This is a genomic window from Providencia sp. wls1943, assembly GCF_009706275.1.
GTDB lineage: Bacteria > Pseudomonadota > Gammaproteobacteria > Enterobacterales > Enterobacteriaceae > Providencia > Providencia zhijiangensis.
The window spans coordinates 479,341-499,050 of sequence record NZ_WLTU01000007.1; the positions used below are offsets into that span (position 1 = coordinate 479,341).

The 19,710-nt window shown below is 42.1% G+C and carries 18 protein-coding genes; 6 read left to right on the plus strand and 12 right to left on the minus strand.

The features are described from left to right. Positions 1–229: 229 nt before the first annotated feature. The 3 genes from tmaR to GKR48_RS04365 form a co-directional block, all read right to left on the minus strand. Positions 230–562 (minus strand): PTS system regulator TmaR, encoded by a 333-nt coding sequence (gene tmaR, locus GKR48_RS04355; protein WP_036953053.1) that lies wholly within the window; start codon positions 560–562, stop codon positions 230–232. Positions 563–647: 85 nt separating this feature from the next. Further along, positions 648–947, minus strand: coding sequence for a type II toxin-antitoxin system RelE/ParE family toxin (locus GKR48_RS04360; RefSeq protein WP_154627162.1), 300 nt, complete (start codon positions 945–947; stop codon positions 648–650). Next, positions 913–1,194, minus strand: a complete 282-nt coding sequence (locus GKR48_RS04365; protein WP_036953050.1) for a type II toxin-antitoxin system ParD family antitoxin — start codon at positions 1,192–1,194, stop codon at positions 913–915. Before GKR48_RS04365 ends, GKR48_RS04360 begins: the two co-directional genes overlap by 35 nt. 353 nt (positions 1,195–1,547) lie before the next feature. Here GKR48_RS04365 and sbcB point away from each other — a divergent pair, with 353 nt between their 5' ends. Beyond that, complete coding sequence (gene sbcB, locus GKR48_RS04370; RefSeq protein ID WP_154627163.1) at positions 1,548–2,987, plus strand: exodeoxyribonuclease I; 1,440 nt, start codon at positions 1,548–1,550, stop codon at positions 2,985–2,987. 194 nt (positions 2,988–3,181) lie between these two features. Here the strand turns inward: sbcB and dld are convergent, their stop codons facing one another. The 6 genes from dld to GKR48_RS04400 all read right to left on the minus strand — a co-directional run bounded on the left by dld (position 3,182) and on the right by GKR48_RS04400 (position 11,096). After that, positions 3,182–4,909 carry a D-lactate dehydrogenase gene (gene dld / locus GKR48_RS04375; protein ID WP_154627164.1) on the minus strand — a complete coding sequence of 576 codons (1,728 nt, stop codon included), beginning with the start codon at positions 4,907–4,909 and terminating at the stop codon, positions 3,182–3,184. Positions 4,910–5,294: 385 nt separating this feature from the next. Continuing rightward, on the minus strand, positions 5,295–6,677 hold the full coding sequence (locus GKR48_RS04380; protein WP_132495302.1) for an APC family permease: 1,383 nt from the start codon (positions 6,675–6,677) through the stop codon (positions 5,295–5,297). Then, positions 6,667–6,876: a hypothetical protein gene (locus GKR48_RS04385; protein ID WP_154627165.1), complete on the minus strand. Its 210-nt coding sequence runs from the start codon at positions 6,874–6,876 to the stop codon at positions 6,667–6,669. The genes GKR48_RS04380 and GKR48_RS04385 overlap by 11 nt, the downstream gene beginning before the upstream one ends. 325 nt (positions 6,877–7,201) lie before the next feature. Then, the gene (locus GKR48_RS04390; protein ID WP_154627166.1) at positions 7,202–7,759 is read right to left on the minus strand and encodes a hypothetical protein; all 558 of its coding nucleotides are present in this window, start codon (positions 7,757–7,759) and stop codon (positions 7,202–7,204) included. A gap of 188 nt (positions 7,760–7,947) precedes the next feature. Then, positions 7,948–9,927 (minus strand): ligand-gated channel protein, encoded by a 1,980-nt coding sequence (locus GKR48_RS04395; protein ID WP_154627167.1) that lies wholly within the window; start codon positions 9,925–9,927, stop codon positions 7,948–7,950. A 383-nt stretch (positions 9,928–10,310) separates the two neighbouring features. After that, positions 10,311–11,096: a DJ-1/PfpI family protein gene (locus GKR48_RS04400; RefSeq protein ID WP_154627168.1), complete on the minus strand. Its 786-nt coding sequence runs from the start codon at positions 11,094–11,096 to the stop codon at positions 10,311–10,313. A gap of 101 nt (positions 11,097–11,197) precedes the next feature. Between GKR48_RS04400 and GKR48_RS04405 the strand changes: the two genes are divergently transcribed. Continuing rightward, a complete protein-coding gene (locus GKR48_RS04405) occupies positions 11,198–11,833 on the plus strand; it encodes a TetR/AcrR family transcriptional regulator (protein ID WP_154627169.1) in 636 nt (211 codons plus the stop codon). 76 nt (positions 11,834–11,909) lie between these two features. Here the strand turns inward: GKR48_RS04405 and GKR48_RS04410 are convergent, their stop codons facing one another. Both GKR48_RS04410 and yieE read right to left on the minus strand, forming a co-directional pair. Beyond that, positions 11,910–13,397, minus strand: coding sequence for an amino acid permease (locus GKR48_RS04410; protein WP_154603563.1), 1,488 nt, complete (start codon positions 13,395–13,397; stop codon positions 11,910–11,912). A gap of 145 nt (positions 13,398–13,542) precedes the next feature. Then, a complete protein-coding gene (gene yieE, locus GKR48_RS04415; RefSeq protein ID WP_154603562.1) occupies positions 13,543–14,406 on the minus strand; it encodes a DNA-binding transcriptional regulator YeiE in 864 nt (287 codons plus the stop codon). Positions 14,407–14,596: 190 nt separating this feature from the next. Between yieE and GKR48_RS04420 the strand changes: the two genes are divergently transcribed. Next, entirely contained in the window at positions 14,597–15,676 is a 1,080-nt protein-coding gene (locus tag GKR48_RS04420) for a YeiH family protein (protein WP_154627170.1), read from the plus strand. Between the two features lie 133 nt (positions 15,677–15,809). Further along, positions 15,810–16,655 carry a deoxyribonuclease IV gene (nfo, locus tag GKR48_RS04425; RefSeq protein ID WP_154627171.1) on the plus strand — a complete coding sequence of 282 codons (846 nt, stop codon included), beginning with the start codon at positions 15,810–15,812 and terminating at the stop codon, positions 16,653–16,655. Positions 16,656–16,753: 98 nt separating this feature from the next. Here nfo and fruK read toward each other — a convergent pair whose 3' ends face one another. After that, positions 16,754–17,689: a 1-phosphofructokinase gene (gene fruK / locus GKR48_RS04430; RefSeq protein WP_036953017.1), complete on the minus strand. Its 936-nt coding sequence runs from the start codon at positions 17,687–17,689 to the stop codon at positions 16,754–16,756. Positions 17,690–17,871: 182 nt separating this feature from the next. Here fruK and GKR48_RS04435 point away from each other — a divergent pair, with 182 nt between their 5' ends. Next, positions 17,872–18,312, plus strand: a complete 441-nt coding sequence (locus GKR48_RS04435) for a nucleotide triphosphate diphosphatase NUDT15 (RefSeq protein ID WP_154627172.1) — start codon at positions 17,872–17,874, stop codon at positions 18,310–18,312. Between the two features lie 147 nt (positions 18,313–18,459). Continuing rightward, entirely contained in the window at positions 18,460–19,704 is a 1,245-nt protein-coding gene (gene mtr / locus GKR48_RS04440; protein ID WP_154627173.1) for a tryptophan permease, read from the plus strand. The last annotated feature ends 6 nt before the right edge of the window (positions 19,705–19,710 follow it).

The window sequence follows — 19,710 nt, forward strand, 5'->3', positions numbered from 1 at the left end:
GCACATATTTTTAATATAATATCGTTTATTCATTGCGTGTTTTCTTACCAACTAAAGAGTTAATGATAACAAAACACATATGCGAATGAAAACTCATAATAAAACTAAGTTATTAATATATATATATTTTAAATCCAATCAACTAATCATTAAGTAAACCATCTCATTTTATTACTAAAAAAAAAGCTGAGACATAGCTCAGCTTCCTTAAAATTAAGTCAGGTGATAATTACTTAGTTTCAGGTCGCGCCAGCTCACCCATCTCTTTAAGCTTTTTAGAGATCTCACGACGCTCTTTAGATAACTCAGCGTTCTTGATGATGTAATCATCGATACGATCATCATAGTCGCTACGCATGTTTGCAATGATGCCATGGATATCATCAATAGACATACCGGGTTTGATATACTCACTCAAGTTATCTAACAGCAGAACACGCTTTTGGTTATCACGAATTTTCTTTTCGTTATCCGTGATTTCGCGACGAATTTTATTTTTACGACGAAACATACGCACAAATTCCAGTACATTCTGGAAAGTTGGTTTGTTGGCGTTGTCCATGTTTAAAATCCCCTATTCAATAATCAAAATGTATTGCCTATTAACACAATACCTTCTTCTAGGGTCACCTTACAAGATACATTCGCTATTTTATTGATTTAATGTTACTCATAACATCTTGGTATTGATTCAATACACGGATCACTGTTTTGAAGTATTTGGAAGGAATAAAAAAGACAGTATGATTCTCAACGGGTAACGAGAATATATTTCGTCCTAACTCTCGTCGTTGTACACCAATATAATGGTGAGCTAACAACTCAAAACTGTTAGTGAGCCGAATGAGATACTCTTCCGCCTTTTTAGTCCCAAAATGCTTCTGGCTATACCACCAAATAGCTTCTAAATCCTCATTCGCTTTTGGGGTCAGATTTATCGTTTTCATTTTTAACCTTATCTTTCATCCGTTGAAGGAATTTGGTTTGATCCCAAGCGATTGGCGTTCCACTACTCAACCCTTCAGCAATAAGATCTTTTAATTCTTGCACATGGGATTGCGCTTGCTTTTCTTTAAGTAAACGCAAGGCATCACGTAAAACTTCACTCTGCGTTCTGTAATCACCTGAATTAACTAATGAATCGATGAAATCACGAAGTTCATCACCGAGATCGACTGTCATTGTTCTTGCCATAAGCTTTCTCGTATAAGATATATTCTTACATCTAGTATAGGTTCATCTATTTTTTTGATCCAGATTATTTTCTATACTCAATTTTTCTAGACTACTTTTGAGGTTAATATGGATAAAACACGCCTTCATAGCGATGCCATCGCTTAGCTTCTACGAAATGAACCCCACCTTATTAAATGTTATTTAGAGCACGCTTTGCTTGAAGCTAATGAAGATGGCGGCCAAGAGGCTCTTATTCAGTATCTATCCCATATAATGCAATCGCTATCCCCCACATAAGTTTAGATTTTCTGCCAGATGGTTTACCATAGCATCAAACCGTTATGCGTTTGCATTACTCACCTAAATCGACGATGGACCTCATTTTGAAAAATAAGCATAATCAGCCGACCTTCTTTATCCATGACTATGAAACATTTGGTAAGCATCCTGCTCTGGATCGCCCTGCTCAGTTTGCGGGTGTGCGGACAGACTTAGATTTCAACATCATCGATGAACCTGAAGTATTTTACTGCAAACCTACGGATGATTATCTTCCTCAGCCAGAAGCGGTAATGATAACTGGCATTACCCCGCAAATCGCGATGGCGAACGGCGTGAATGAAGCGGAATTTGCGAAGCGTATTCATAACGCATTCAGCGTACCTAATACCTGCATTATGGGTTACAACAATATTCGCTTTGATGACGAAGTGACGCGAAATATTTTCTATCGTAACTTTTATGATCCTTATGCCTATAGCTGGCAACAAGGTAATTCTCGCTGGGATTTGTTGGATGCATTACGCGCGTGTTTTGCATTACGCCCTGAAGGGATCAACTGGCCAGAAAATGATGACGGGCTACCTAGCTTGCGCCTTGAACATTTAACCAAAGCTAACGGCGTAGCCCATGAAAATGCCCATGATGCGATGTCTGACGTTTTAGCGACCATCAATATGGCTAAATTGCTAAAACAAGCTCAACCCCGCATGTTTGATTATTTCTATCAACTGCGAAATAAAAACAAAGTTAACCAGCTGATCGATATCGTGGATATGACCCCGTTAGTTCATGTATCAGGGATGTTTGGCGCGGTACGCTCTTATATTAGCTTAGTTGCTCCTCTCGCGTGGCACCCTGAGAATAAAAATGCGGTGATTATGTGTGACCTGTCTGCCGATATGTCGCCGCTTCTCACGTTAAATGCAGATGAACTTCGTGAGCGCTTATACACACCGAAAGCCGAATTAGGTGATGAGCTCCCCGTCCCAGTTAAACTTGTGCATATCAATAAATGCCCAATCCTTGCCCCTGAAAAGACCTTGAGAACGGTGGATGCTGAGCGTACAGGTATTGACCGTGACCGGTGTATGCGTAATTTAGAATTGTTGCGTAAGAATCCTGATGTGCGTAATAAACTGATTGAGTTGTTTAGCGTCGCCCAACAATTTGAAGAATCGAATGACGTGGATAGCCAAATCTATAATGGTTTTTTCAGCCCATCCGACCGCTCTACGATGGACATTATTCGCGAAACGCCCCCCCAAAATTTACCCGCATTAGATCTTAGCTTTGAAGATAAGCGTATGAAGGAGCTATTTTTCCGTTATAAGGCACGCAATTTCCCTGCAACACTCTCTTATGAAGAGCAACAGCGTTGGTTACAGCATCGCCGCGATTATTTTACTGAAAGTCGTTTAACGGATTATCTACAGCAAATTCAATTGCTCATGGAAGTTCATCATGAAGATGAAAAACGCTGCCAACAATTAAAAGCCTTAGTGAACTATGCCGCCGAATTAGCAAGCTGATAGTTAGCGAACTAATAGTCAGAGATAGAGATGAATATGGCTCTTTTGGGTTGTAACATTAACGAGGAAAATCAATTTATTGATTTTCGCCGGATAACACAAAGAGGGAAAAACCACGCTTTTATCCCTCTTTGTTATCAACCTCATGGGCAGAAAATCTGCCCATTTTTATTATCTTTCATTGATCTAGCGATCTAGTGATCACAGCCGCAGTCCCCTTCCCAATGTTTCCGTTTGGTGGTTTTTCCGAGTCCTGGGTTCATCGTGTTTGTTGGGTCGGACTCTTTATAGAACGATTTCAATTGTTCCGGTGCTTTATATAAATGCCCAACATTGTGCTCTGCTGGGTACTGAGCGCCCCGCGCATCTAGCAACTCCAACATTTTCTGTTTTAACTCTTTCGGATCCACGCCTTTTTTCAGGACATAATCTTGATGCATAACGTGGCACATAAAATGTCCGCAATATAATTTATGCACAATCAGATTTTCAATTTCTGGTGGCAGTTTTTCAAACCAATCACGGTCATTGCGTCTTAATGCTATGTCTAGCGGCAGGACATCTTCTACATCATTATTATGGACGGCATGATAGCGAACGGCAGATCCCGCAGCGGCAAAACGATGCAAGAATGCTTTTGCGCCTTCCTCTGGTGTACATTCAAAATAGCCACCATCCGCTGTGGCGAAGAAGGACTTCAACCAGACTTTTGCTTCATCAATACCGTCTCCCGCCATTTTGAGCATTAAATGATGCTCGTACTGGTCACGGAACTGTTTCATGCGCGGTGGTAAATGAGAAGGCCACAGCTTGCTTAGCAGCTGCATGGTACGGTCAATTAAGTTTGATGGCAGCAGTGGTACTTTATTCAATACCGCATCCATACGCCCTTTAATGGTAAAGAATGTTGGCATTTTGTCGGTACCAAATTTATCGATCATTAAGAACGTATCTTTGCCATAAATTTCTGCAATATCAAAGCAGCCACGGTGCATATACTCACCCGCGACAGGTAAGTTTTCAAACTTACTCAAGATATGGCGACGAATGTCTTCAAGGACATCTGGATTGTTCGAACCAATATAGAAAACTTGGGTGGCTTTGTCCGCAGGGAAAGTGTCTAAGCGAACAGCGAAAACAGCTAATTTACCCGCACAGCCAGAGGCCTCAAACAAACGACGCTCATCCGCATTAAAGCGCGAGGGTGTGTCTGCGTCGACATCACGCACACGTTCTGCATAATCATGGTCGGATGCCAACTTTTCGCTATTTACAATATCTTCGCTACTATAACGGCGGTTTTGTAGGTTGGTTAAGATCTCTTCTGGGGTTTTCCCCAATTCGATACCTAAATGGTTTACCAGTTCAACTTTGCCATCTTCATTGACGCGTCCATATAAAGCCAACTCAGTATAGGCAGGGCCACGACGGACAAGGGAGCCACCAGAACTATTACAGATTCCTCCCACAACGGATGCACCAATACATGAAGAGCCAATTAAAGAGTGAGGTTCACGCCCCAGTGGTTTGAGGATTTTCTCGAGGTCATAGAGCGTACTACCAGGCATCGCGACCACTTGGTTAAATTCGGGTAGCACTTGAATTTGGTTTAGGCGTAACGTGCTGATAATGACGATATCGCGATCATAATCATACCCGCTTGGAGTTGAGCCTTCGGTGAGCCCCGTGTTTGCCGCTTGCATGATCACGATTTTGTCAGATTCAACACAGGCTTTAAATACATACCACTGTTCGAGTAACGTGGTTGGGAATACAACGGCAATAGCATCACCCACTCCTGAGCGGAAGCCTTTGCGATAACGTTCTGTTTTATGGGGTTCGGTAAGGATATTTTTCTTGCCAACAATGTTCCTGAGTGTGAGTAATAATCGTTGGTTCTCAGGATTTTTTACATCATTCATCTCATGCCTTCCTGTCAGGGTCCTGTCATTAAACCCATCCACAATATCACATAAGATTAATATGTTAAGAAATTATTAATACCCTTTAAAAACAAAAACAGCACCCAAAGGCGCTGTTTTTATTAGTCTTCAATTACCGTTTGCCGTTTGCCGTTTGCCGTTTGCCGTTTGCCGTTAAATTATTTCGATGCTTGCATACATTCAAAATAATTCGTGTTGTAGCTAGGCGGCAAATAAAGTCATCCCGATGAGCATACATGAGTATGTGATTCGGGTGACTTTATGATGCCAACAACGCTACAGCGCGAAGAATGAAGAATTGCTTTCTCTAACTATTTCATTGTGGTAGCTAACAACGCTACAGCACGAAGAATGAAGAATATATCTAAACGTCGCTCATCTGCGGCATCGGCCTACGGAACATACGAGTAAGCACTGCCATATACACCAGACCAACCGCCGTCCAAATCAAACCATAAACCATTGAATCTTCTTCGATATTCAGCCACAGCACACAGACTGTTAGCGTACCGATGATCGGTAATATCAAATAGTTCATGATGTTCTTGAAGCCTTTAATACGGCGTTCACGGATAAAGAACTGGCTGATGACTGAAATATTGACGAATGTAAATGCAATCAGCGCACCGAAGTTAATTAATGCGGTTGCAAAGTCCATCTCAAACCAAATAGCGCCGAGGGCTAAGAAGCCTACTAATAAAACGTTATACGCTGGAGTACGCCATGTTGGACTAACGTAGCCGAACACTTTTTCTGGGAATACGCCATCACGACCCATTACATACATTAAACGCGCACTACCCGCATGAGCCGCCATACCAGATGCTAATACCGTGACACAGGAGAACACAAGGATAATGGCTTGGAAGAATGACCCGGCCACAAATCGCATAATGTCAGGCTGTGTTTCGTTAATATTCGCAAAGCGTGAAACGTCTGGGAAAAATTGCTGTAAGAAGAACGAAACGGTAATAAAGATCACGCCACCAATCAGTGCAGTTAAGAAAATTGCACGAGGAATGACTTTACCTGCGTTTGGAGTCTCTTCTGACAGTGAACTTAACCCATCAAAACCTAAGAATGAGAAACAGAGTATGGTTGCCCCAGCAATCAGTGGGATCATCTCAGTTTTTTCATTCGCAAATGGATTGAATGTCCAGATCTCCCCTGTCCCTTCACCATTTGAAACCCCGTGGATCACTAAACCTGTAAATACCGCCATTACCCCCATTTGGATAATCGCAATTACGGTACTTAAGTTTGCAATCACGTTGATGCCTCGTAAGTTGGCAGCCGTCATTAAAATGACCAAGCCAATAACAAAATACGCAGGTTCAACGTTCGGGAAAATATCTTGCAAATAAATCTTTGCCAATAAGATATTGATCATTGGCATGAAAATGTAGGACAGCAAAGATGTCCAACCCACAAGGAAACCAATATGTGGACTCATTGATTTCTGGGCATAAGTATAGGCTGAACCAGCAGATGGGAAGCGTTTAACCAGCTTACCGTAGCTCAGTGCAGTAAACAGTATCGCAGCAAGTGCAATAATGTATGAAGTCGGGACGTGACCACCCGTCTTATCTGATACCATTCCGAAAGTATCAAAGATAGTCATTGGCTGGATATACGCAATACCAATCATAACAACTTGTACAAGCGTTAATGTCTTCGCAAGTTGAACACGGTTATTGGCGCCAGTTTGGTTGTGGCCGATATCTAAAGGTACGGAATTATTTTGCATGATAAAGCCCTCCCATAACTTTCGATTGCGTACTTCGACTCAATCGACAGTTACTGGGAAGACTTTGCATCTGCCTATAAGCAGAGAAGAAAGAAGAGAAGTGGAAAAGCGCCTGTGCGAAGCCGGTGTTTGCTCCGTAGTCATCAATGCGGCAACGACGACCGCTTGGCCCTGCTGCCAGTGCGAAAAAGTAAGCCATAAAAGCATTCCTCAAAGCTGTAGCATGAAATATTAGCTACACGTAAATATTTATTTATCTATCCGGCCTGATATCCGGCCCCGTTAAAATGAAAGAACCCTAAAAAGCAAAAAAACCGATGCCGGTTTTTATCAGGCATCAGTCATTTTTTAGTCCGCGCATTTTGCACGTCATACCTGTAAATAGCAAGCCAATTTGTTAACAAAACGCCCCCTTTTCGATGAGAAATTCTGATAATTTTGGACTTTCCGTTCTGATAGCTAATATGGCATGCTTTTAAGACGATAAATGGCACTAAAGCCGATTGATTATCCTTAATAAAATGCTAAACCGGTCGGTCTAATTTCGCGGCACTTTTTTCCAATAACATATCTAAACTTGAGTGCAGTAATTTACTTTTTACGGCTTTGGTTTCTGACTGCAATGGACTACCGACTTTGTTATCCATCGTATAGACCGTTACTTTTCCCTCTTGATGGTTGTAAATCAATAAACCATCCACGCCATAATCATATTGATCTTTAAAATTACCCAGTACCGATTGCATACTGTTTCTCGCTTCAACATCACCATTGACAGCTTTGCGAAGTGCTTCGATGGATAATCCCACCGGAACTGAGTAGACATATAAGACTTCTACCTCAGAATCACCTTCATCATTTCCATTACACATAAAGCAGGCATCCCTTTGAACTGAAGAAAGCCGCTCCATTTTGCGTAATTCGATTAATAATTTTTGACCATCTTGATACGGTGATTGCGAGATATCGAGAAAAACTAATCGGTAAGGTCCAGGGTCACCTGCAAGGGCATGGGAAATACCGCCGATAAATAGTAAAAAACTCAGACAACTAGCTCTAAAATAACGGTTAAATTTGGGCATAGTCTATTCCTGCTCGGCTCCATATCGCGGTGAGGAAGATTGACGCAGTTAGAGGTAAATAACTATATCTTTATTTCCGAATTACTGATTTTCTTTTTGAATACCTATTTTCTTTTAAATAATAGTACAAAAAAAAGCCCTTTGGCGATTAACCAAAGGGCTTAGATAAACAAAAACTAATGGTTTAATTAGAAGTTATAGTTGATGCCGATATTATAACGACGGCCTTCTAACTCGGCACCATAAGTTCCTTTATCGACACGGCGGTCTAGCACGTTATAAACACCACCAACAATATTGGCATTTTTACTGAGTTTATAACTCGTACCAAGGTCAAACAGTGCGTAGGATGGCGTCCCTTTACTCATTTGCTGACCACGACCTTGATAATCTGAAGTTTCACTACGGAAATTCATACGACCCCAAGTTTGTAAATCTTCCGTTGTATCCCAAGTCAAGGTGGTATTTACCATGTGCTTAGGCTGTTTACTCAACGGTTTACCTTTATTTACGCCACTTTTTTGTTCTGTGTGCGTATAGGTATAGTTCGCTGCAAATTCGAGGTTATCAAGAATTCCCCAGTTGAAAGTCACTTCAACACCTTGCATTCTTGCTTTGTCAACGTTGGCTTTATCGCTAACAAAACGGTACGGTTTACCTGGGGTATCACCTTCACCATCCGCTAATGTACAGTCTCTGATTGTGTCAATGCTATTGTCACAACGTCTGATTTCCGTAATTTTGTCTTTGAAATCAGTATTATAAATAGTAACCCCTGCAGTTATGTTATCTTGATTATTCCAAATAACACCAATCTCTTCAGTGATACTTTTCTCTGGTTTCAGATCCGGGTTACCGTAAATAACGGCATTTCCTTTACCACCACCCGTTGCTTGTCCCCAATTTGCCGACGATTCACGTAAACTTGGTGCTTTATAACCTGTAGATACACCACCTTTAATCGTCCATTGCTCATCTGCATGCCAAACACCATATAAACGAGGAGTCCAATGAGCACCATAGTTTTCATCATTATCCATTCGCAGACCACCCGTTAATGCAAAGTCATTTGTCATTAACCATTCATCTTCTGCAAATAATGCCCAGCTGTATCTGTCTAACTCGCTATTTCCCGGCAGCTTATTACTTTGATCTTTTAGCTTTTCCTTACGGTACTGACCACCAATACTGACACTGTGATCACCCAGTAAGAAAACACTTTGGTTACGGAAGACTAAATCTTCCGCCGTCATTTTACGACCTGGGTTTTTCGCTTCATCGTACTGAACATAAGTGTCTGTCGATGCAAGATCATAAGTACCCGTGTGGGTTAAAGCCATATGAGTCATATCGTACTTACTAAATCCGCTACCATCACCATAAGCAGCGGTATAACCCTCACGATAGTCACGATGCTGGTTATCTTTTTTAAAGTCTAAATCAAAGGCATTTTGCTCATTGGGTGTCAGTGATAATGTACCGCCACCACTGGTCATAATTTGGCGACCAAATCCATCGATAATTTTATCTTCACTTCGGTGTGAATATTGACCCTGTAACTTTATTCCCAATAAACCATCAACTAATGGTCCCGATGTATAGAAGCTACCTTGCCCTGTATTACCTGAATTTTTGCGTTCTGTAATGGTAGTATCTGCGCGTAAACTCGTTGTCCACTCTTGCTGAACACGACGAGTAATAATATTGATAACCCCGCCCATAGCATCAGAGCCGTAAAGAGAGGACATTGGACCGCGAACCACTTCGATGCGTTCGATGGCAGGTAGTGGTGGCAACCAGCCTTGTTCGATACCTGCTCCATCACTATTTGGTCGGATGCTACGTGTATCAACACGTTTCCCATCGATAAGGATCATGGTGTATTTTGCATCCATCCCTCGGATACTAATATCGGAGCTGCTACCACCACCAGTAACAAGAACACCTGGAACATCCTTCAGGGCATCCGTCACATCGCGATAAGCTTTCGTTTCTAGCTGTTCACGTGTCACTACGGAAATTGATGCTGGCGCATCTTCAATCTTTTGCTGATAACCTGATGCAGTTGTTACAAAAATTTTATCGCTGCTGTCATCCGCAAAAGCAGGTACCGCACTGATAGCCGCAATAATGCTAACTGCTATTTTTCTTTTAGTAAAAACAACCATTCCCAATTCTCCAAGAGATTTCTTTATCTTAACAATGAATTTTCTATGCTCAGCATGGGTCGTCTAACGCCCCAAAGGTTTATTATTTTTTTGACATGATACTTTCTGAGGTTTACCACTTTTGAAGTTAAATCAATTAAGTAATTAACTCTCATTCGCAGTCGGTAACAATAATGTAAATGGTAATACTTATCAATACCATTATTAGATGTTTCATGACTTTCCGTGATGAATTGTGTGACTTAAGTCAAAGGTTAAATCTTTTGAATCAAGATCTGCGGCTGATTATTCATCAGTCGTAGATCCTATTAAAAACGAAAAAAGGTGAGCGCTTGCCAAAAGAAGACTAAATACAAGCGCGAAAAGACAGTAGATACGGAAGGTTATTGATTAATATTCTGGCTAAACTGTGCGTAACCGCGTTTTGCCGCAGCGTAATACTGTTGGTTTAGTGGTGCAGTCATCTGCTGTGCTATTGCTGTCATTTCAGGGCCTGCGAGTTCAGGTGAACCGGTACGAAACGGTGGGCGAGGATCATACTCAATTGCCAATTCGACAAGGGAGGCAACTTCTTCCCCCCGCAAGGCTTTGAGCACCAACAGTGAGGCGTCAAATGAACCGGTTGCGGGTCCAGAGGTATAAATCGAACCATCGATGACGACATCACTGCCCCCTACGGCGATTGCCCCTACGTCTGGTAGCATCGGGACAACATTACTATTACTGGTTGCCCGCTTACCCCGCAATAACCCTGCTGTTCCTAGCATTAACGAGCCATAGCAAGTACCAATCACCGTTTTTGCGGTATGCCCAACCCGAGCAAAAAACTGAATCACTTCAGGATCTTCAATAACCTCTGGAGGCACAATACCCGTGACTAAAACATCTAAATCATCAGGGCACTCATCGAATGTCATTGTTGGCATAGTTGGCCACCCTATGTAGCCCTCAAGCAACTCTTTACGCTTCCAGATAAAATAAATTTCAGCGCCCACAATAGTAAAAACGGATTGTGCCCCATTAATGTCCATTGGCATAAATCCTGGGCAAACAAAAATACCCACTTTAAGTAAAGAAGATTGTTGCGCCCTTCCCCCTGCAATCAGCGCCTGAATTGACGGTGTTGTCAACCCTGCGTCCGTGCTAATGGCATAATCATATTTATTCATTCTATTACCATTGGTTATTTAATCATCATTATTATACTGATCGGTAAGATAATATATGATATACAATGAAGTAAACTATTTTTGTACTGAATGGTAATAAAATGGCACAAAAAGGTAGACCACGAAATTATGATAGCCATGAAGCGCTAAACAACATCATGGCGTTATTCTGGCGCAAGGGGTATTCCGCGACTTCACTTGAAGATTTGGTTGACGTCACTGCGATGAAAAAACCCAGTCTCTACGCCGCTTTTGGAAACAAAGCGCGACTGTATGAATTAGCAATGGCACGGTTTGGTGAAATCGCGCAGGCACATTACACAGCAGCGCTGGCTGAGCAATCGCCCAATGAGCCGTTGTTCGTACGACTTAACCGTTGGCTTCGTGCCACCGTCTCCTTGTATAACGGCGTAGACGGTAAAACGGGCTGTATGGTGCTCTCCACTGCCGTAGCAGAAACCGATGACCCACAGGTACAAGCCTTCCTAAAAGACGTTATCCTTGCACAGGAGACGATGCTTATCGCTTGTATCGAAAAAGAAAAATCGGCCTTACGTGAACCTGAAAATGCGCGATTACTGGTAAAAACGCTTATCGCACTACTGCATTCAGTATCGCTACGAGCGAGAGCGGGCGAAACAAAAGAGGAATTATCCGCGCTAATTGATGCGGGAGAGATGGTGCTGCGTGCAACGCTAGTTACACCGGAAAACATCCAATCAACGTCATCCTCTTAGAAAACAAAAATGGGTAATGTCGTCAGCAAACTAACTGACTCACATTACCCATTAACATCTTAATTTTAAGAGAAAATTACTTCTCTAAATTCTCTTTATATGACGGGAAGCTCATCTCTTTATAACGGATAATCGAGGTTTTCTTCACGATTTTATATCCGAACCAGATAGCTAAGAATAAAGGAATACCGATATAGGTTGCGGTGACGCCTACCCAGTCAATTTTATCTTCTAAGAAAGCTTGATAGTTTTGACCCAGTGTAATCACTAAGCACAGGATAAAGGCGAAAATTGGCCCAATTGGGAAGAAACCTGAGCGATATGGCAAGTCATTAAGGTCTCTACCTTGTGCAATATAGCCTCTTCTGAAGCGATAATGGCTGATAGCAATCCCTAACCATGCGATAAATCCAGTCATACCTGATGTATTTAATAACCACAAATACACGGTTTGATTACCAAACATTGAGCTTAAAAAGCATAGACCCGCCACAACCGTGGTTGCCAGCAATGCATAACGAGGTACGCCACCTTTTGACAGGCGAGCAAAAATTTTCGGTGCTTTACCTTCACGAGCCAAGGTGTACAGCATACGCGTTGAGGCATACATTCCTGAGTTACCCGCAGAGAGAACTGCGGTTAAAATAACGGCGTTCATCACCGCTGCCGCTGATAGTAAGCCTGCATTTTCAAATACTAGCGTAAATGGACTCACGCTAATGTCTTTTACGTCATTACGCAGTAAGCTTGGATCAGTGTAAGGAATAATTAAGCTGATGATTAAAATCGCGAAGATATAGAACAGCAAAATACGCCAGAAAACTTTACGTACTGCACGTGGGATATTTTTTGCTGGATCTTTTGACTCACCCGCCGCAATACCGATTAATTCAGTACCTTGGAATGAGAACCCTACGATCATCGCCACGCCAATCATTGCAGAGAAACCACCTGCAAATGGTGCATCACCAATTTCCCAGTTATGCCAACCTGCGTTTTCTGCACCGTTCATAATGCCGAAAATCATCAGCACGCCGACGACGATAAAAATAATCACCGTGGTCACTTTGATTAGCGAGAACCAATATTCGGCTTCACCGAAGCCTTTAACGGAAATGTAGTTCAGTAAGAAAATGATTGCTAAGAAGATAGCACTCCAGATCCAACCTGGGGTATCAGGGAACCAGTAGGTCATCACTAATTGCGCCGCCACAAGGTCAACCGCGATAGTCACCGCCCAGTTGTACCAGTAGTTCCAACCTAATGCGAAGCCAAAGCCTTCATCGACATATTTTGCGCCATAAGTCGCAAAGGAACCAGAGACTGGCATGTATGCCGCTAATTCACCTAAGCTGGTCATTAAGAAATACACCATTAAACCAATAATGGCGTATGAGAGGAGCGCTCCACCCGGCCCAGCTTGCGCTACCGTGGCACCAGATGCCACAAATAAACCGGTTCCGATGGAGCCGCCAATTGCGATCATTGCGAGGTGGCGAGCTTTTAGTTCTCGACGTAATCTTGGTCCGCCGCTCATCGATGTCGTTGTATGTTGTTCTGCCATCTGTTCCCTGTATTTTATTTTCAGTCAATAACGCGGGGGATTCTAACAAACTCAAACGGCAGAACTAAGCAACTCTTTGCTGTTATAAGATACCTTCATAATCCAGCGATAATTATTAGCAAAACACGTTATGGTGAACAAAACGTCAATGACAATAATCCAGCAGATTGGTTATCGCGTTAGAAAGATGCTTCTGACGGTGATAAATCAGGTATAACGTACGCTCAAGTTGTAACTCTTCCACTTCAAGCTCCACCAGCGTGCCATTCTCTAACTGCTCCGCAATCACGCGTCGAGATAAACAGCTGATACCCATCCCAAAACGTACCGCATGTTTAATCGCTTCGGAATTACCTAATTCCATCAAAATATGGAAGCCTGGAAGGTGTGCGAATAGTAGTTGGTCTAGAACATCGCGCGTACCAGAACCCCTTTCACGCAAGATCCATGGCGCATCTTTTAACTCTTTTAAAGTCACTTTTTTCTGCGCTAATGGGTTACTTGGTGCAGAAAACACCACTAACTCATCTTTTAACCATGGTTTTGAAATGAGTTCTGGACTATGACAGACCCCTTCAATCAGCCCCACATCCGCCCGAAACTCCATCACACCTTTAATGACTTCCTCAGTATTCCCAATGAATAACTCCAGTGGAATTTCAGGATTATCATGACGGTACCCAGCTAAAATTTCAGGCAACATATAGTTACCGATTGTGGTACTAGCCGCCAAACGAACTGCGCCCATCTCTTTTTTGAACAGTTGCTCGACTTCAAATGCTTGTTCTAATAACGCTAATGCCTTTGGGTAAAGTAGGCGCCCATGTTCGTTAGTAACAAGTCGTTTACCTACACGGTCAAAAAGTTGCACGCCTAGCTGCCCTTCCAAGTCAGTCAGTGAAGCGCTCACTGCGGACTGCGATAACGCTAATAATTGCGATGCCTGCGTCGTGGAGCCACTTTTCAATACTTCCGTGAATACTTCAAGCTGCCTCAGTGTAATACGCATACAGAAAGCTCCAAGATGATTATGTAGTTGTAATAATATTGTTAATATTAATCATTTATTAGCAATATACCAGAAGAAACTCTTAATCTATTTTTTAGATAAATAATACAAAAGCAATCAATTTATATTATTGAATTTTTTGTTATATGCTTATTCCAACTTAATCTAAGTCGTCATAAAGAGTGTAGTCATGGATAAAACTGGAACCAAAGCAATCACACAAAATAATTCATTCCCTATTCTAAAACTTGTTCCGGGGATTATTTTAGCGGGAATTTTAACAGCCATTGCCATATACCTTGGGGAACAGTCATGGTTTATGGATATTGGGCTGGGTGCGCTCACTTTGGCTATTCTTCTTGGTATTTGTGTGGGAAATACCGTTTACCCTGCTATTAGTACAAGTAGCGATGCAGGGATCAAATTTGCTAAGCACTATTTTTTACGTGCCGGTATTATTCTGTATGGCTTTCGCCTTACTTTTCAGCAAATTACCGACGTGGGAGCCACAGGATTAATTATTGATGCCCTGACATTAGCCTCCACTTTTTTCTTAGCTTACTGGCTTGGTAAAAAAGTATTCAAACTTGATGATGAAACCACCATGTTAATCGGTGCAGGTAGCAGTATTTGTGGTGCCGCCGCTGTAATGGCAACCGAGCCCGTGGTTAAAGCGTCTGCAAGTAAAGTCGCTGTTGCCGTTTCAACCGTGGTGATCTTCGGTACCATCGGTATTTTTGTCTACCCATGGTTATATCAGTTAAATGCACATTTCGGCTGGATCCCTGCAACTCAAGAAACGTTCGGGGTTTATATCGGCTCAACCGTTCATGAAGTCGCCCAAGTGGTTGCCGCAGGTCATACTATTGGTCCAGATGCAGAAAATGCTTCTGTGATAGCGAAAATGTTGCGTGTCATGATGCTGGCGCCGTTTTTAATTATCTTGTCTGCATTTATTAGTCGTAAAAATGCGGCCAGCACACAAGAAGGCGCTCAGAAAAGTAAAATTACGATCCCTTGGTTTGCCGTGATTTTTATTTTGGTCGCCGCGTTTAACTCATTCAACTTATTACCTGAACAACTGGTTAAACAAATTATTACGTTAGATACCATCTTATTAGCGATGGCGATGGTGGCATTAGGGTTAACCACCCATGTCAGTGCGATTCGACAAGCAGGGATCAAACCTTTACTGATGGCTGCTATCTTGTTCGCTTGGTTAATTTTTGGCGGTATTGTAATTAACGTTGTTATCCAGTCGGTGTTTTAACCCTCATTTTCTACTTGCTAAATTTGTCTCCTTTTTTGAGCACCTCCGATTGCCGCTTTTCATAAGCGGCATTTTTTTATTGGTTTCATTTCTTTAATTATTAATGGCATACTCCTGAAAAAAGGAGTCAATCATGAAATATGTTGGAGCACATGTCAGCGCCTCTGGCGGCGTTGACCAAGCAGTGATTCGCGCCCATGAAATTGGAGCCACCGCATTCGCCTTATTTACCAAAAATCAGCGTCAATGGAAAGCAGCCCCCCTTAGCGACGAAGTAATTAAAAGCTTCAAACAAAACTGCGCTAAATACGGTTATGGGAAACACCAAATTTTACCGCATGACAGTTATCTCATTAATTTGGGACACCCTGAATTTGAAGCATTAGAGAAATCTCGCGTCGCTTTTATTGATGAAATGCAGCGTTGCATGCAATTGGGGATTGACCTGCTGAACTTCCATCCCGGCAGCCACCTTAAGCAAATTGACGTTGATGATTGCCTAGCCCGCATTGCAGAATCGATCAATATCGCCTTAGAAGAAACTGAAGGCGTTATCGCCGTCATTGAAAATACCGCAGGACAAGGGACAAATCTTGGTTTTGATTTTACGCATCTAGCTAAAATCATCGAGCGCGTGAAAGATCAAAGCCGTGTCGGTGTTTGTATTGATACTTGCCATGCCTTTGCCGCAGGTTACGACTTGCGCACAGCGGAAGATTGCGAGAAAACATTCCAGCAATTTTCTGATATTGTGGGCTTTGAATTCTTAAAAGGTATGCATCTTAATGATGCGAAAAGTGAATTTGCCAGTCGTGTTGACCGCCATCATAGCTTAGGTGAAGGCAATATTGGCTATGTGCCATTTAGCTATATTATGAAAGACCCGCGCTTTGATGGTATTCCGCTGATTTTAGAAACCATCAATCCCGATATTTGGCCACAAGAAATTGCATGGTTAAAATCGCAACAAAATAGCTAACGCTTTCAATAAATAAGACTGCCAATAAACTAGAACCATCGCAAATAAAAAGGCGGCCGTCTATAAGCCGCCTTCTCAATGAAATAATCGTAAAATAGTTACAGCGATTTCATCTCAATTTTTGCCATCATATCGGCCAGTTTATTACGGTTTTTCAAACCAACATCAGGCTGAGAAACTGATAACGCAGAAATTGCAGTTGCCATACGGAGTGTATGTTCGCTAGTCTCACCATTTAATAAACCGTAAGCTAACCCTGCAACCATTGAATCACCAGCACCTACCGTACTGACAACTTCACATTGAGGCGGTTTAGCAAGCCAAGACCCCGAAGCATTTACCCAAAGAGCGCCTTCTTCACCGAGGGAAATAACCACGTGAGAAATGCCTTTATCGCGCAGCTCATGTGCCGCCGCAATAACATCTTTTAAATCCGGTAATTTGCGCCCTACCCATGTTTCTAGCTCTTGACGATTAGGTTTAACTAACCATGGTGATGCTTTCAGACCCGCCTTTAATGCTTCGCGGCTGCTATCAAAGATAATACAAGGGCATAACTGACGCAGACGAGTCATCCAACGTGTGAACTCTTCAGGTTCAATCCCGTTAGGTAAACTTCCGCTGACCACCACCATATCAAAATGACCAAGCCAATTAAGGGATTCCGTGGAAAAACGGTTCCAATCTTCTTTACTGACATCAAAACCAGAGAAATTAAAGTCTGTCGACTCACCGTTATTTTCTGTGAGCTTAACATTAATGCGTGTACGACCTGGCACCATGCTAAAACGGTTTGCCATGCCATTTTCACTAAAGAAGTGTTGGAATTCTTCTTGGTTGTCCTTACCCATAAAGCCGCTAACAGTGATATCAATACCAAGGTCTCGCAGGACTTTCCCCACATTGACCCCTTTACCTCCAGCATTGAGACTAGCGGTCTTAACTAAATTGACTTCACCGACTTCGATGGAAGGGCATAGCCCCACAAGGTCATAAGCAGGATTTAATGTAATTGTAGCAACCCGGCGAGTCATAACCACTTATCTCCCTTATCATTATTGTCTTCGTGCAGACAGTCTTATCACAAGATTTTCAGGGCATAGTTATAACATTAATAACTGTTGGTTTCAGTGATATTTGTATTTTTTCCTGATTGTAATTTGAAAGTAACGTGGCAAAATTCCTTTCTTTATAAAAATAAGAAGAAGGAAAAATAATGTCGGATCCTCAATATGTTGTTGTTGGTGTCGGTGTACTGATTACGAACGGCCAAGGGCAAATTCTACTGGGTAAACGTAGCAGCCAACATGCGCCTTACTGGTCTATTTTCGGAGGCCACGTTGACCCTGGAGAATCTTTTGAAGCCTGCGCAATCCGTGAAATAAAAGAAGAGATTGGTATTGATATCGATGCCCCAACTGTATTTGGTCTCAGCAATAATATCGAAACGTTCCGACAAGAAGGTAAACATACGGTTTCTATCTGTATGCATGTGGAATATAACGGGAAAGTTGCCCCGCAGATCATGGAAGCGGATAAATGCGAAAGTCTGTTGTGGATCTCCCCAACTGCCCCATTACCAGAACCTCATTTTGAAGCTAGCCGTAATGCAGTCGAATTATGGCTCAGTAAACGTTTCTATCAGCCGCATATCTAAACCCAATATGCACAGACATCACACTGCTTGCGCATATAATAACCACTCTTAACTATTTTTTATTTTATTATCTTTTAGATGTTTACATTATTTCCGACCTGATGTATCGTTCAGCTAGTACAGTGAAACAATCATTCAGGAGTCATCATGGAAGCCGATGTAACAAAACCACCAAAGCGCCCCTCTATTTTAGGCGGCTCAATGATCATAGCCGGTACCGCAGTCGGTGCAGGTATGTTTTCTATTCCGATGGTGACTTCAGGTGTTTGGTTTTCCGGTTCAGTTGTCTTACTGATCTACACATTTATCTGTATGTTGTTATCAGGATTAATGATTTTAGAAGCCAATATGAATTACCCAGCAGGTGCTAGTTTTCATACCATGGTGAAGGATTTATTAGGTTCTGGCTGGAATACCATTAACACTCTCTCCATCACGTTTGTGTTGTATATTTTAACCTATGCCTATATTTCGGCGGGTAGCTCGATCATTACTGAGAACATTTCAAAATATGTTCAAGTTCCACAAGCGCTTTCTGGCTTTGTTTTTGCAGTCGTTATCGCGTTTTTTGTTTGGTTATCTACCCGTGCAGTTGATAGGTTAAGTACGATTTTAATTGGCGGGATGGTGATCACATTTGTGATGTCCATCGGCGGCATGGTCACTACCGCCTCACCGTTGATTCTTTTCGACCAATATGAAAATAGTCAAAGTGAATATTTACCTTATGCATTAGCTGCGTTGCCTTATTTACTAACCTCTTTTGGTTATCACGGTAACGTGCCGGGATTAGTGAAGTACTACAATAAAGACAGCCGTAGTGTCATGTTGAGCTTAGTGTACGGCGCAGGAATTACTGTCACTATCTACATCTTATGGCAGTATGCTATCCAAGGTAATATTCCACGTTCGTCTTTTATTGCGATCAGAGAAAATGGTAACAATATTGGCGCGTTGCTGAATCAAATGAATATTTCCGCACAGAGTAGCTTTATTTCGCAATTTTTAACGCTGTTCTCTTACATGGCATTAGCAAGTTCGTTTTTAGGCGTTTCCCTTGGCTTATTTGATTTTATCGCTGACTTCTTTAAATTTAACGATAGCCATCAAGGGCGTTTTAAATCGATTATTATTACCTTCTTACCACCAACAATTTTAGGTTTAGCGTTCCCTAACGGCTTTATTTATGCCATTGGTTTTGCAGGACTCGCAGCCACTATTTGGGCGGTCATTGTCCCTGCCATGATGGCAAGAGCAAGCCGTAAGCGTTTTCCCAATAATAGCTATCGAACACCCGGCGGAAGCTTTGTGATTGGGTTCGTCATCTTATTTGGTTTGATTAACGCAGCAGCACATATTTTGTCTCTGTTAGGTTTATTACCTGTCTATTAAGTTATT

What these genes read in the sequence shown, in the direction of transcription:
- dld (WP_154627164.1), bottom strand. Translation starts at nt 4,909, where the DNA reads ATGAATGATGTAAAAAATCCTGAGAACCAACGATTATTACTCACACTC.
- GKR48_RS04395 (WP_154627167.1), bottom strand. Translation starts at nt 9,927, where the DNA reads ATGGTTGTTTTTACTAAAAGAAAAATAGCAGTTAGCATTATTGCGGCT.
- GKR48_RS04420 (WP_154627170.1), top strand. Translation starts at nt 14,597, where the DNA reads ATGGATAAAACTGGAACCAAAGCAATCACACAAAATAATTCATTCCCT.
- GKR48_RS04390 (WP_154627166.1), bottom strand. Translation starts at nt 7,759, where the DNA reads ATGCCCAAATTTAACCGTTATTTTAGAGCTAGTTGTCTGAGTTTTTTA.
- GKR48_RS04435 (WP_154627172.1), top strand. Translation starts at nt 17,872, where the DNA reads ATGTCGGATCCTCAATATGTTGTTGTTGGTGTCGGTGTACTGATTACG.
- GKR48_RS04405 (WP_154627169.1), top strand. Translation starts at nt 11,198, where the DNA reads ATGGCACAAAAAGGTAGACCACGAAATTATGATAGCCATGAAGCGCTA.
- GKR48_RS04400 (WP_154627168.1), bottom strand. Translation starts at nt 11,096, where the DNA reads ATGAATAAATATGATTATGCCATTAGCACGGACGCAGGGTTGACAACA.
- GKR48_RS04365 (WP_036953050.1), bottom strand. Translation starts at nt 1,194, where the DNA reads ATGGCAAGAACAATGACAGTCGATCTCGGTGATGAACTTCGTGATTTC.
- GKR48_RS04410 (WP_154603563.1), bottom strand. Translation starts at nt 13,397, where the DNA reads ATGGCAGAACAACATACAACGACATCGATGAGCGGCGGACCAAGATTA.
- tmaR (WP_036953053.1), bottom strand. Translation starts at nt 562, where the DNA reads ATGGACAACGCCAACAAACCAACTTTCCAGAATGTACTGGAATTTGTG.
- GKR48_RS04385 (WP_154627165.1), bottom strand. Translation starts at nt 6,876, where the DNA reads ATGGCTTACTTTTTCGCACTGGCAGCAGGGCCAAGCGGTCGTCGTTGC.
- nfo (WP_154627171.1), top strand. Translation starts at nt 15,810, where the DNA reads ATGAAATATGTTGGAGCACATGTCAGCGCCTCTGGCGGCGTTGACCAA.
- sbcB (WP_154627163.1), top strand. Translation starts at nt 1,548, where the DNA reads ATGGACCTCATTTTGAAAAATAAGCATAATCAGCCGACCTTCTTTATC.
- GKR48_RS04380 (WP_132495302.1), bottom strand. Translation starts at nt 6,677, where the DNA reads ATGCAAAATAATTCCGTACCTTTAGATATCGGCCACAACCAAACTGGC.
- yieE (WP_154603562.1), bottom strand. Translation starts at nt 14,406, where the DNA reads ATGCGTATTACACTGAGGCAGCTTGAAGTATTCACGGAAGTATTGAAA.
- mtr (WP_154627173.1), top strand. Translation starts at nt 18,460, where the DNA reads ATGGAAGCCGATGTAACAAAACCACCAAAGCGCCCCTCTATTTTAGGC.
- GKR48_RS04360 (WP_154627162.1), bottom strand. Translation starts at nt 947, where the DNA reads ATGAAAACGATAAATCTGACCCCAAAAGCGAATGAGGATTTAGAAGCT.
- fruK (WP_036953017.1), bottom strand. Translation starts at nt 17,689, where the DNA reads ATGACTCGCCGGGTTGCTACAATTACATTAAATCCTGCTTATGACCTT.